The organism is Synechococcus sp. SynAce01 (assembly GCF_001885215.1).
In the GTDB taxonomy this organism is placed as follows: domain Bacteria; phylum Cyanobacteriota; class Cyanobacteriia; order PCC-6307; family Cyanobiaceae; genus Regnicoccus; species Regnicoccus frigidus.
Window position 1 is genome coordinate 796,759 of record NZ_CP018091.1, and the last position, 13,305, is coordinate 810,063.

Consider the following 13,305-nt stretch of genomic DNA (forward strand, 5'->3'; position numbering starts at 1 on the left):
AACTGCCTAGGTAAGTAGAATCCCATCAACACACCCTTTCAGGCCGTTGGCAGAATCCTTCTGAATATCAAACAGCTCATGCTATCTGCAGCAAGAGCGAAGTGTTGGTCAAGCCCTCGGTCTATTAGTACTCCTCCGCTTCACGCATTGCTGCGCTTCCACGTAGAGCCTATCAACGGGTGTTCTTCCCGTGACCTTACTGGCTTAAGCCATGAGAACACTCATCTTGAGGTGGGCTTCCCACTTAGATGCTTTCAGCGGTTATCCTCTCCGCACATGGCTACCCAGCGTTTACCGTTGGCACGATAACTGGTACACCAGAGGTGCGTTCCTCCCGGTCCTCTCGTACTAGGGAGAACTCCTCTCAATGTTCTTACGCATGCACCGGATATGGACCGAACTGTCTCACGACGTTCTGAACCCAGCTCGCGTACCGCTTTAATGGGCGAACAGCCCAACCCTTGGGACCGACTTCAGCCCCAGGTTGCGATGAGCCGACATCGAGGTGCCAAACCTCCCCGTCGATGTGAACTCTTGGGGGAGATCAGCCTGTTATCCCTAGAGTAACTTTTATCCGTTGAGCGACGGCCCTTCCACTCAGAACCGTCGGATCACTAAAGCCGACTTTCGTCCCTGTTCGACTTGTTGGTCTCACAGTCAAGCTTGCTTCTGCTTTTACACTCGTCGGCTGATTTCCAACCAGCCTGAGCAAACCTTTGCGCGCCTCCGTTACCTTTTAGGAGGCGACCGCCCCAGTCAAACTGCCCACCTGATACTGTCCAGCCCCCGGATAACGGGTGGCTGTTAGAACCCTAGCTCTGAAAGAGTGGTATCTCACCGTTGGCTCACCATGACCCGCAAGCCATGGATCAAAGCCTCCCACCTATCCTGCGCATTCAGAGCCCGGGCACAATACCAAGCTACAGTAAAGCTTCATAGGGTCTTTCTGTCCGGGTGCACGTAGTCCGCATCTTCACAGACAATTCTATTTCGCCGAGCCTCTCTCCGAGACAGCGCCCAGATCGTTACGCCTTTCGTGCGGGTCGGAACTTACCCGACAAGGAATTTCGCTACCTTAGGACCGTTATAGTTACGGCCGCCGTTCACCGGGGCTTCAGTCGCTAGCTTCGCTTTCGCTGACCAGCTTCCTTAACCTTCCGGCACTGGGCAGGCGTCAGCCCCCATACATCGTCTTGCGACTTAGCGGAGACCTGTGTTTTTGGTAAACAGTCGCCTGGGCCTCTTCACTGCGACCACCTTGCGGTGGCACCCCTTCTCCCGAAGTTACGGGGCCATTTTGCCGAGTTCCTTAGAGAGAGTTATCTCGCGCCCCTCGGTATTCTCTACCACCCCACCTGTGTCGGTTTCGGGTACAGGCCATCATGCCTTAACGGGTATAGGGCTTTTCTTGGAAGCTTGACATCACCCACTTCGCTGCCGTAGCAGCTCGTACTCACGCCTCAGCTCAGAGCGTTTTCTCCGCTCCTCAACGCCTCGAACGCTTGAACCAGTAACCAACATCTGGCTGGGCTAGCCTTCTCCGTCCCCCTTCCCAAAACATGACAGGTACAGGAATGTTGACCTGTTGTCCATCGACTACGCCTTTCGGCCTCGCCTTAGGTCCTGACTAACCCTCCGCGGACGAGCCTGCCGGAGGAACCCTTAGGGTTTCGGGGCATGGGATTCTCACCCATGTTTTCGCTACTCAAGCCGACATTCTCACTTCCATGCAGTCCACGCCCGCTTACGCTAACGCTTCACCCCACATGGAACGCTCCCCTACCATTTGAATGTTCCTAAGAACAATTAAATCCGCAGCTTCGGTACAATGCTTAGCCCCGTTCATTTTCGGCGCAGGATCGCTCGACCAGTGAGCTATTACGCACTCCTTTGAGGATGGCTGCTTCTGGGCAAACCTCCTGGTTGTCTGGGCAATCCCACCTCCTTTATCACTCAGCATTGATTTAGGGACCTTAGCTGGCGGTCTGGGCTGTTTCCCTTTCGACCATGGAGCTTATCCCCCACAGTCTGACTGCCTAGTTTCACACAGGGTATTCAGAGTTCGTATCGATTTGGTACCGCTCTCGCAGCCCGCACCGAAACGGTGGCTTTACCCCCCTGCTATAGCACTAAACGCTACGCCTCAACGTATTTCGGGGAGAACCAGCTAGCTCCGGGTTCGATTGGCATTTCACCCCTAACCACAGCTCATCCGCTGGTTTTTCAACACCAGTCGGTTCGGACCTCCACTTGGTATCACCCAAGCTTCATCCTGGCCATGGTTAGATCACCCGGGTTCGGGTCTATAAACACTGACGATCGCCCTATTCAGACTCGCTTTCGCTATGGCTCCACCATTTCCGGTTTAACCTGCCAGTGCCTATAAGTCGCCGGCTCATTCTTCAACAGGCACACGGTCATCCTATGAGTAGGACTCCCATTGCTTGTAAGCTCACGGTTTCATGTTCTATTTCACTCCCCTCCCGGGGTTCTTTTCACCTTTCCCTCGCGGTACTGTTGCGCTATCGGTCACACAGGAGTACTTAGCCTTACGAGGTGGTCCTCGCGGATTCACACGGAATTTCACGTGCTCCGTGCTACTCGGGATACAGCTAGGCCAGTTTCGTTTTCGAGTACGGGGCTTTCACCCTCTCTGGCGCGCCATTCAAACGCTTCCTCTAACGTCCCTGGTCCACATTGCTGTCCCACAACCCCGATGGTCGAAACCATCGGTTTAGGCTCGTCCCCGTTCGCTCGCCGCTACTCAGGGAGTCGTTTTTACTTTCCTTTCCTCCAGCTACTAAGATGTTTCAGTTCGCTGGGTTGGCTCGAGCCAGCCTATGGATTCAGCTGGCCGTTCTAGGGGTTGCCCCATTCGGAAATTCCCGGATCAAAGCGTGTTTCCAGCTCCCCGAGACTTATCGCAGGTAACTACGTCCTTCATCGCCTCTGTGTGCCAAGGTATCCACCGTGAGCCCTTTGTAGCTTGACCAATGTTTCTCCACACAGCATTGCTGCGGTTGTACGCAGATTCTCCTGGTTTTACCATCATCAGCTCTGCAACCTTTCAACCACAAGGATTAAAAGATTAAAGACTTCAGAGGTAAAAACAAGATCAAACCCAGTTGTTTCGGCAACAACCAGGAACCATGCAGAGTCTCGGCTCTTACTTTAGAATCTCTCAATTCCTCCTCAGCAACAACGCCATCCGCTCGCCGCTCACCAAAGCAAGCGATCAAGCCAATGGAGCTATCACTGGATCTGGAATTGAGCATCTATGAGATGCTTAATATTCAGACTTACCTATGCAGTTGTCAAGGTTCTGCTGACCACCACTCCATCAGCCTTACAGCCAACAGAGCAAGAGTCCAGCGTCTTTTCAATGGATTAAAATGTTAAAATAACTCTAGTAGAATCTATTCAAAAAAATAAATCCAATAGAATGACTCTAATCTAATCAAATGAAAGGAAGCTGAAATCCATTCACAGCAAAAAAATCTAGTCTCACCATCAAAGTTTCTCCTGTTGCTTTCGCTAAAGGAAGGTTTGGTCAGTGGAGGTTAGCGGACTCGAACCGCTGACATCCTGCTTGCAAAGCAGGCGCTCTACCAACTGAGCTAAACCCCCAAACACGAATGGGCCATCCTGGACTTGAACCAGGGACCTCACCCTTATCAGGGGTGCGCTCTAACCACCTGAGCTAATGGCCCAGGGGAACCCTTGTGGGGTGTGACCTAGACAAAGTTTAGGAACAGAATAAACTTAAACTGACATCACCATCATGATCACCATTGCTGGTCACCACCATGTTCATATCAGCTAAGTCATCGAGGTACCGATTATCCATCGAGATGACAGGACTTTGGCCTCACCACAAATTGGGTCAGACATCAAAGTCAGTTTTGTCTCCCTGTTAGGAGGTGATCCAGCCGCACCTTCCGGTACGGCTACCTTGTTACGACTTCACCCCAGTCATCAGCCCCACCTTCGGCGTCCTCCTCCCTTACGGGTTGGAGTAACGACTTCGGGCATGGCCAACTTCCATGGTGTGACGGGCGGTGTGTACAAGGCCCGGGAACGTATTCACCGCAGTATGCTGACCTGCGATTACTAGCGATTCCTCCTTCACGTAGGCGAGTTGCAGCCTACGATCTGAACTGAGCCACGGTTTATGGGATTTGCTAGCTCTCGCGAGTTTGCTGCCCTTTGTCCGTAGCATTGTAGTACGTGTGTAGCCCAGGACGTAAGGGGCATGATGACTTGACGTCATCCACACCTTCCTCCGGTTTATCACCGGCGGTCTCTCTAGAGTGCCCAACTAAATGCTGGCAACTAAAGACGTGGGTTGCGCTCGTTGCGGGACTTAACCCAACATCTCACGACACGAGCTGACGACAGCCATGCACCACCTGTCACTGCGTTCCCGAAGGCACCCCCCGATCTCTCAGGGGTTCGCAGGATGTCAAGCCCTGGTAAGGTTCTTCGCGTTGCATCGAATTAAACCACATACTCCACCGCTTGTGCGGGCCCCCGTCAATTCCTTTGAGTTTCACACTTGCGTGCGTACTCCCCAGGCGGAACACTTAACGCGTTGGCTACGACACCGAGAGGGATAATTCTCCCGACACCTAGTGTTCATCGTTTACGGCTAGGACTACAGGGGTATCTAATCCCTTTCGCTCCCCTAGCTTTCGTCCATGAGCGTCAGTTATGGCCCAGCAGAGCGCCTTCGCCACTGGTGTTCTTCCCGATATCTACGCATTTCACCGCTACACCGGGAATTCCCTCTGCCCCTACCACACTCTAGCCCAGTAGTTTCCATTGCCTGGATGGAGTTGAGCTCCACTTTTTAACAACAGACTTTCTGGGCCGCCTGCGGACGCTTTACGCCCAATAATTCCGGATAACGCTTGCCACTCCCGTATTACCGCGGCTGCTGGCACGGAATTAGCCGTGGCTTATTCCTCAAGTACCGTCATGTCTTCTTCCTTGAGAAAAGAGGTTTACAGCCCAGAGGCCTTCGTCCCTCACGCGGCGTTGCTCCGTCAGGCTTGCGCCCATTGCGGAAAATTCCCCACTGCTGCCTCCCGTAGGAGTCTGGGCCGTGTCTCAGTCCCAGTGTGGCTGATCATCCTCTCAGACCAGCTACTGATCGATGCCTTGGTGAGCCCTTACCTCACCAACAAGCTAATCAGACGCGAGCTCATCCTCAGGCGAAATTCGTTTCACCTCTCGGCATATGGGGTATTAGCAGCCGTTTCCAGCTGTTATCCCCCTCCTGAGGGCAGATTCTCACGCGTTACTCACCCGTCCGCCACTAGCCCGAAGGCCCGTTCGACTTGCATGTGTTAAGCACGCCGCCAGCGTTCATCCTGAGCCAGGATCAAACTCTCCGTTGTAGTCACTCGTCCTGTAAACCAGCTCAACAACCTAAAACTTTCGTCTTAAACTAATCTCACCAATCGCAACCAGTGCCGCCACTGAACAAATCGCCTTACCTTACGATAATCGCTTCACCCAGGGCCTCCTTCTCGCAAGAAGGGTTCGAGAGTGCATCAACCACTTCGTCATCACCTTGCAGCAACAACCAGCGCATCAATGACTTTCCAAATCACTCAGATCCGGTCGCAGTCTTCTCTATTGGAACTTTTCATCGCCTGCAACACCCGTGAAAGCGCTACTGGCAACATCCCAACAAACAAGCTGCTTGTTTCTTTTTGACGGGACCTCACACCTTTGCTGCTCGTTCGTTAAAACCCCAGCCTGCTAACCGTAAATTCACGTCGCTTTCGCTTCGCTCACTCACGCTCACAAGCCAAGACCTCAACGCAGCAAAAGCGTCGGTTCCTAAACTTTTCTTTTGTCCAGGTGCGTCGCTCCGCCCTCTCAGGCTCACGACTCGGCGGTCTCTCAACCGCTTTTGAAACCTACAGCATCGTTGGCTTGCGCCTTCTTCTCTGTTCGGTTCTGCAGCACTCGCCTCGCGGCTCCTGCGCAGTCCGAAAATGTAGCACAGGAGACAACCTAAACGGCCTGAACCGCACCCAACCAACCAGGTCAGCGGCTCAGCAGCGCCTCGCCCCAGGGCATGAACACATCCAGGGTGGCTGGATCCTTGGCCGCCAGCACAGGAAAATCACTGTCCGCGAGGTTGGCGCCAGGCTCAAGGGCTTCCGGACTGTTCTGCAACCAACGCAAAGGGCAGCCCAACTCGGAGAGCACCAGCCAGGCGGCCGCCAGATCCCAGATCTTCGGGGTGGCCTCCAGAGCTGCCACCGTCTGCCCCATGGCCACGCTGACCAGATTGAGGCTGGCCACACCCAGCAGGCGAATCTTGCCGGGAAAGCGGCGATCCGGCAGCTTCTGCAGGACGCCGATGGAACGGCTGCAGAGCGAGGCGCAACCGATCGAGCGGCCATCTGTGGAGGGCGGCAACAGCCGTTTGCCGTTGCGCCAAGCCCCCTGGCCCCGCATCGCCACGATCCGTTGCCGGAGGGGCGGCACATCCAGGATCGCCAGCACCGGAACGCCCCCCTCAAAGCGCGCCAGGGAAATCGCCCAGTAAGGGATTCCCGCCGCAAAGTTGGTGGTGCCATCGAGGGGATCGACAACCCAATAAGCCGCCGAGCTGGGAAGGCGCTTGTCGCCTTCCTCACTGAGCACCCCTTCACCGGGATAAAGCTGGCCCAGGCCGCACACGAGGGTGTCGTCACTCCAGCGGTCACAGGCCGTGATCAAGCTGCCATCGGCTTTGGCTTCCGGTGTGGCATGCCCGAAGTCAAGGCGTTGACGGTCAGCCACCTGATCGATGAGGGAATGGATGGGCAACGCCTCCGGGCCCAGGGAAGCAGCGGAGGACGCGGTCATCCGAGCTCGAGCGAGAGAACTTGCGAAAGGCTGCGGCCGGTGTCCTGCTTGAAGCGACGCAGGTTCAGCCTGGAGAGCACCAGCAACGCCCCGATGGCCATCAGGGCCTCAAGGCTGAGCACCAGGGCGAAGGGCAGAAAGGCCCCCTGGGACGGACTGAGCGACCGGCCCAGATCCAGCAAGCCGCCCCCCAGCAATTTGGCCATGGCCCGCGAGAAGGCCTGGGCCAATCCCCAGACGCCAATGAAGGTTCCCGCGGCCTCCGGCAAGGTGAGATCGAGCATCAGACAAAGCGTGCTGTTGGTTCCGATCCCGGAGGCCAGGCCGAAGACCAGTATCACCGTCTTGAGAACCGTCACCTGGGCGGTGAGCCCGGCCAGCAACAGCAGCAGCATCGAGCCGGCGATCAGCTGGCAGCCCAACCGGGCCGTGGCCAGCGGTCCCAGGCGCGGAACGATCCACCAGCCAGCCAGCAGCAGGCCAACGAGGGTGCCGGAACCCCAGAGCGCATTGAGACCGGCCGTGGCGGCAATCGGCATGCCGAACACCTCCGCTCCATAGCTTTCCAGCACCGGATCTTGAAGGAACAGCGCCAGGGTGAACAGGGTGACAAACAGAAAGAAGACAGCCACCTGACGGCTGGAGGTGATCAGGCCCCAGGCCCGGCCCATGGTGACGGCGTCTTCCCGTTCGGCGCTGCGGCTCAAGCCGCTGGCAGCGCTGGAGGGCTCCACGCCCCAGGTGGCCAGAAGGGTGATCGCGAACACCAACAGGGCCGAGCGAACCAGGAAGGGGGACAGCACCGCTTCAAGCACGGCCGGATCGCTGACCCCATCGAGGCTGCGCAGGCTGAGGGCAATCGAAATGGCCCCAGTGACAATCCCGACAGTGAGCATGCACCAGATGATGCCGACGGCCCTGGAGCGTTGCTGCTCGGTGGTGCGATCAATCACCAGGGCCAGGTAGGCCGTGCTGGCCATCGACACCGCCAGGCCGTAGCAGGCGAACAGGCCGCAGAGCAGCACAATGCCGATCACGACCGCCTGGGAATCCTGGGCGTAGAAAGCCCCGGCGAGGCGGAAAGTGAGCGGCACCACCAGCATGGCCAGTCCGCAGAAACAGGCCGCTCCCAACCAGATGTAGGGGGTGCGGTGGCGGCCCGCAAACGAATGGCGATCGGAGATTTGTCCGAACAGGACCCTGGAGGGGGCCACGAACTGCTCGAAGGCCAGAGCTCCACCCACCAGCAGGCCGGGAAAGCCCAGCTCGCTGAGCATGACGCGATTCAGCAAACCGGCAAACACCACGGCCAGAAAACCAAGGCAAGCCTGAAACAGTCCGAGCCTCAAGGTGCTGGGGATCGAGAGCCCGGGGCCGGAAGCTTCCGCGGGATTCATCGGGGCGGAGGCGAACGCCGCAGTGACCTTATCAAGGGCCAAAGCGGTGAACGAATCACAGGATCGAATCCGCCTGGCAAGCCGATTGCAAGGGCAGAGGTTCGATCGGGATCTGGGTGGTGGGGTCAGCCTGGGGCTTGACCGACGGCAGGACCGGTGGCTTGCAGAGGGCGAGCTGGTCGAGGCCGGTGCGGCGCCGCAATTCAGCCAGCCGCCTGTTGTAGTCGGTGACCGAGCGGGCGTAACGAACTTCGGCGTTGGTGAGATCGCGCTGGCTGTCCACCACCTCCCGCTGGGTGGTGACACCGGCCTGGAAACGCAGGCGGGCCAGCCTCAGCGCCTCGCGGGAGGAAATCACTTCTCGGGATGTGGTGGCAATGTCACGGTTGTTTTTGAGCAGCTCATAAAAGCTGGTTTCCACCTCCTGGCGGATCGAATCCCGCCGACTGGCGAAACGGAAGCGGCTTTCCTCAGCCGCCTGCTTCTGCTGGCGATACTCAGCGGCGGCGCGCCCGCCATCAAAAAGCGACCAGCTCAGATTGAGGCCGATGGCGTTGTCAAAGTTATAGGTGAAGATGCTCGTGTCGATGGATTGTCCTGCCGGCACGTTGGTCTGTCCGTTGAATCGATTCCAGCCAAAATTATTAACGATGCTCAAGAACGGCTGAACAGCCCCGATTGAAACATTGGCGCTGCTGTTGGAGATTGAGATATCGAGAATGATCTGGTCGAGTTCTTCGCGGAAGGCGTAGGCAGCCACGATGCTTTCCTGCAGCGAGGGCAACCAGGAAGCCAGCACCCGGGCAGGCTCCTTGGCCGTTGGGGTGACGTCCTGGGGGAGATCAAGGAAGGAGGCCAGGGTGCGACGGGCCACGGACTGATCGGCCAGTGCCGTTGTCAACAGCTGCTGGTCGCGGGCGAGCTGGGTTTCGGCCTGGAGCACCTCCAGCTTGGTGGAGACACCCGCCTGGAAGCGGGCCCTGGCATCGCGCAGGCTGACCAAAGACGCTCGGACCGATTCCTGGCCAATGCGCACGTTCTCATCGGAGAGTTGCAGATCGAAGTAGGACTGGGCCACCTGCAGCCTGAGATCACGCAGGGCAATCAGGTACTGGTTCTGGGCCTGCTCGAATTGGTCACGGGCCCTGGCGATCTGGGGCACCCGCTGGGGATTGATCAGATCCCAGTTGATGCCGATGTTCATCTGGGCGCCGAAGCGCAATCCGGTGGTGGCTCCGGGGTTGGAGAAGCTGCCATCGCTGCTGCTCTGGAAGCGGTAGTTGTTGCTGAGGCCTGGAAAGCTGTTGCTGGTGCTGAGGTTGATGTTGGGGTACCAGGCCGAGATCTGGGCCCTGAGGTTGGACTTCGCCTGATCCATCTGGGAGGCGACCGCCTTGAGGTTGGGGTTGTTGACCTCAGCCAGGGTTTCCACATCACTGAGCCCCAGGGGTCTCAGTTCCTGAATCCGCACCTGATTGGGCGTGATCGGCAAGGCCAGCGCGGGGGGAGCGGCCAGGGGTTGCAGGGCGGGGCTGAGTTCCGTCGCCGCCGGTGCCAGCACGGAGGGATCCGCAAGGGGGCGCTCGCCAACCACCTCCGGAGCCAGGGGGATACCCGTGGATTGAGGGACAACAGCCTCCTGCGCAGGCGGATCCTGGGCTGGGGCCTCGGCCTCCTGGCTCCAACCCGGCCGTGCAACGGCGGGTACCAAGGCCATCCCTGCCAGTGCCGTGATTGCAAGGATCGATGGCCGCACGCCAAACAAATCGGTTGTTCCGACAGAGCTTAAGGAACAAGCCCTTCGCTGCCGACACAAGCGGCCACGAAATCATCTGCCCCAGCCACCAGCGCAATCGGCACCGGGCACTGGGCAGCGAACTGCTCGAGGCTCATGTCGTCAAGGAAGACGGGCTCCCCTTGCCGCAGCAGCACCGAGGGGAGAAGCAGCTGATCGCCCAGGTCCTTGTCCGCCAGCCCCAGCAAAAGATCCGAGCCGGTCAGCAGGCCGGTCACCACCTGGTCCTGGCCCCAATACGGGCTGGGTAAGCCATGCAGGATCAGCTCCAGGCCATCCACGGCATTGAGCCGCTCCACCACCGGGCTGAGGGCGCCAGCCACCAGTTGCCCCACCACCCAGCTGACCCGCCGCGGAGCGGCCAGGCGCTCGGGGAGGCGGCGGGTGGCCTGATCGAGGGCATCGAGGAAGGCGCGGATGGTGCCGACACCGTTCTCCTGCTGGGGCAGGTCTTCGTAGGCGGAGCGGGGCGGCAGGGGCAGGCCCGCAATCAGATACCACTCATCGGAGAGCCAGGCGAAACGGCTGCCCAGCGGCCCCAGGCACTCCTGCTGGAAGGGCTCCACCAGCTCAATGACGGCACGGGCGCAGGCCCGGTCGACGGGCACAAGGGAATCCTGATCGGGGCGGAAACGGGTCAGCCCCACCGGCACCACCGCCGCCGAGAGCACCGCCGGCCAGGGCTCAGCGGCAAAGCCGGCCAGATCCCTGAGGCTGCGCAGCAACGCCTCACCGTCGTTCAGGCCCGGGCAGACCACCACCTGAGCATGGATCTGCAGGCGCCGTTCGGCAAACCAGCCCAACTGGTCGAGCAGCAGGCCGGCCCGGGGATTGACCAGCAGGCGGCTGCGCAGCGCAGGCTCGGTGGCGTGAACGGAGACAAACAACGGGGAGAGCCGCTGTTCTTCGATGCGCTGCCAGTCGGCAGCATTGAGATTGGTGAGCGTGAGATAGGAGCCGTAGAGAAAGCTGAGCCGGTAGTCGTCGTCCTTGACGTACAAACTGCGGCGTTTGCCCGGCGGTTGCTGGTCGATGAAGCAGAAGGCGCAATGGTTGTTGCATTGGCGCAAGCCATCAAAAAGCGCTTCGGTGAAGCCCAGGCCGAGGCCGTCATCGGCGTCCTTTTCGATCTCCAGCCGATGGCTGCTGCCGCTGGGATCCTCCACCTCGAGCACCAGCTCTTCCTCGCCGACGAGAACCCGCAGATCGATCAGATCCCTCGGCCGCACGCCGTTGATGCTCAGCAGCCGGTCGCCGGGTTGAAAACCGAGCTCTTCGCCGATCGATCCCGGCTCAACAGTGGCCACCACGGCTGGTTGGGGCCAACGGCCCGCTTCGGCGGAGGCCAGCTGGATACCGGCGGAAGGCTCATTCCACACGGGATCGATGGCTCAGGGGGCCTTCAGTTTGGCGGAGTGCCGCTCTTGGCCACCCAGATCAGCAGGACAACGCCGAAAGCCAGCCTGTAGCCGACGAACAACCAGGTGCTGTGGGTCTGGAGGAAGCGCAGCAACCAGGCGATCGCCAGCCAGGACACCACCGCCGCCGCCGCGATCCCCACCAGCATCGGAACCGGGCCGAGAACCGCATCAGCGGCAAAAGCCGTCCTCAGCTCCACCAGCCCGGCCAGGCTGATGGCCGGGATACCCAGCAGGAAGGAGAAACGGGCGGCGTCGGCACGCCGCCAGCCATCGAATAAAGACGCCGTCAGCGTGCTGCCCGAACGGGAGACGCCGGGGATCACCGCCAGAGCCTGGGCCATGCCCACCAGGGCCCCATCGATGGGCCTCACCTGGGGCAGGTCCCGACGCCGGCGCCCAACGCTTTCGGCCAGGGCCAGCAGCAGGGCCATCACGATCGAAACGATGGCGATCGAGGTGATCCCGCGCAGGGCAGAGGTTTCGTAGCCCGGCCAGAAGCCCTTGATCGCCAGCCCGGCCACCAGGATCGGCAGGGTGCCGATCAGCATCGCCTGGCCAAGCCGAGCTGAGGGATCGGTCCAATCGCCCTGCTGCCAGGCCCGGCTGATGCCATGGATCACGGCGGCCAGATCACGGCGGAAGTAAATGATCACCGCGCCGATGCTGCCCAACTGGATGACCGCCGTGACGGCCACACCGGGATCACCCCAGCCCAGCAGCACCGGCACCACCTTGAGATGGGCCGTGCTGCTGATCGGCAGAAACTCCGTGAGCCCCTGAACCACTCCCAGCACCAGGGCATGCCAGCACGCTTCAAGAAGCCCCAGCGCTGGCGGGGAGATGGCGGCAGGCATCGGGATTGAGAATCCAAAGCGATCTGACCCTATGGCCCCGACCCATGCCATCTGGAGCAGCCAACTGGCGCAGCCCTTCCCCGTTCGCAGGGAGCGGTCCCTTAAGGTTGCTTACCTTTCTTCATACATGTTGGTGAGCGGGGTTCCAGTCACCTTCCCCAAGACCGAGGACAGCCTGACGATTCGGCTGACCTTGCCGCTCGACCAGGAGCGCACGGATTCATGGCGTCTCGTTGCTGTCGCCGCTGCACTGATCGTGGTGCCGGTGTTCCTGCAGGCCCCCTGGGTGCGGCTGCAGCCCTTTAGTGCGGCGGTTTTCACCGCCTGCCTGCTGGGCGTGGCCCTTCGGCTTGAGCAGCATGGTCGCGGGTCCTGGCGCCAGATCGGCCTTCTCCTGGTGGGCTTTTCGGGCAGCTGGCTGGGGGGGTGTCTGTTCTGGGGCTGGTTCCGCCTGCATCCGCTCCTGCATCTGCCGATCGAAGCCTTCGCCCTTCCCCTGGCCATAGCCGGCCTGAGGGGGCGCTGGCACCTGGCCTCCTGCTTTTATCTGGCTTCCCTGCTGGGCACGGCCTGCACCGATGCGGCCATGGCCCTCACCGGGGTGATGCCGTTCTGGCCCCTGGTCCTCAACGCCTCGCTCGCCGATGCGCCCCTGTTGCTGGCTGAAGCCGCCCGACAGGTGCTGCATCCCTTCGCCTTGCTCGTGGTGGCGGGCTTCGCCGCCGGGCTCATGGCCCTGGGCCGCCGGCTGGCGGCGGAAGACTGCGCCGGCCGGGTCGCCGCCGCAGCCCTGGTCATGACCCTGGCCGTCGATGGCCTGTTCCTGATGGCGGCCTTGCTCGCCCCCCAGTTCAGTGGGCTGATCTGAAAGCCTGGCTTGAAGAACTGCGAAAACTAGAGCGGGCTGAGAGGGAACAGCGGCAGCCTGGCTGTAGCGTTGCTTTGGTCCCGCCTGGGGGCCCACGCAAGGA

6 protein-coding genes, 2 tRNA genes and 2 rRNA genes are annotated in these 13,305 nt (G+C 59.8%); 1 reads left to right on the top strand and 9 read right to left on the bottom strand.

Features of this window, described 5'->3' with window-relative positions; genetic code table 11:
* Positions 1–104: 104 nt before the first annotated feature.
* The 9 genes from BM449_RS04215 to BM449_RS04255 form a co-directional block, all read right to left on the bottom strand.
* Positions 105–2,992, bottom strand: a 23S ribosomal RNA gene (locus BM449_RS04215).
* A gap of 562 nt (positions 2,993–3,554) precedes the next feature.
* A tRNA-Ala gene (locus BM449_RS04220) sits at positions 3,555–3,627 on the bottom strand.
* Positions 3,628–3,636: 9 nt separating this feature from the next.
* A tRNA-Ile gene (locus tag BM449_RS04225) sits at positions 3,637–3,710 on the bottom strand.
* Between the two features lie 203 nt (positions 3,711–3,913).
* Positions 3,914–5,399: ribosomal RNA gene (locus BM449_RS04230) — 16S ribosomal RNA — on the bottom strand.
* The 16S and 23S rRNA genes sit together here with 2 tRNA genes alongside, the layout of an rRNA operon.
* A 658-nt stretch (positions 5,400–6,057) precedes the next feature.
* Positions 6,058–6,867 carry an inositol monophosphatase family protein gene (locus tag BM449_RS04235; protein ID WP_071800190.1) on the bottom strand — a complete coding sequence of 270 codons (810 nt, stop codon included), beginning with the start codon at positions 6,865–6,867 and terminating at the stop codon, positions 6,058–6,060.
* Complete coding sequence (locus BM449_RS04240) at positions 6,864–8,264, bottom strand: BCD family MFS transporter (RefSeq protein WP_071801960.1); 1,401 nt, start codon at positions 8,262–8,264, stop codon at positions 6,864–6,866. The genes BM449_RS04235 and BM449_RS04240 overlap by 4 nt, the downstream gene beginning before the upstream one ends.
* Before the next feature lie 55 nt (positions 8,265–8,319).
* Entirely contained in the window at positions 8,320–9,981 is a 1,662-nt protein-coding gene (locus BM449_RS04245; RefSeq protein ID WP_071800192.1) for a TolC family protein, read from the bottom strand.
* A 68-nt stretch (positions 9,982–10,049) separates the two neighbouring features.
* Positions 10,050–11,438 carry a TIGR03279 family radical SAM protein gene (locus BM449_RS04250; protein ID WP_071800193.1) on the bottom strand — a complete coding sequence of 463 codons (1,389 nt, stop codon included), beginning with the start codon at positions 11,436–11,438 and terminating at the stop codon, positions 10,050–10,052.
* A gap of 23 nt (positions 11,439–11,461) precedes the next feature.
* Entirely contained in the window at positions 11,462–12,334 is an 873-nt protein-coding gene (locus BM449_RS04255; protein WP_071800195.1) for an undecaprenyl-diphosphate phosphatase, read from the bottom strand.
* A gap of 133 nt (positions 12,335–12,467) precedes the next feature.
* Here BM449_RS04255 and BM449_RS04260 point away from each other — a divergent pair, with 133 nt between their 5' ends.
* Positions 12,468–13,202, top strand: a complete 735-nt coding sequence (locus tag BM449_RS04260; protein WP_311134189.1) for a DUF3120 domain-containing protein — start codon at positions 12,468–12,470, stop codon at positions 13,200–13,202.
* The last annotated feature ends 103 nt before the right edge of the window (positions 13,203–13,305 follow it).

Coding starts and splice junctions, on each gene's coding strand:
- BM449_RS04235 (WP_071800190.1), bottom strand. CDS start 6,867: ATGACCGCGTCCTCCGCTGCTTCCCTGGGCCCGGAGGCGTTGCCCATC.
- BM449_RS04245 (WP_071800192.1), bottom strand. CDS start 9,981: ATGGCCTTGGTACCCGCCGTTGCACGGCCGGGTTGGAGCCAGGAGGCC.
- BM449_RS04255 (WP_071800195.1), bottom strand. CDS start 12,334: ATGCCTGCCGCCATCTCCCCGCCAGCGCTGGGGCTTCTTGAAGCGTGC.
- BM449_RS04240 (WP_071801960.1), bottom strand. CDS start 8,264: ATGAATCCCGCGGAAGCTTCCGGCCCCGGGCTCTCGATCCCCAGCACC.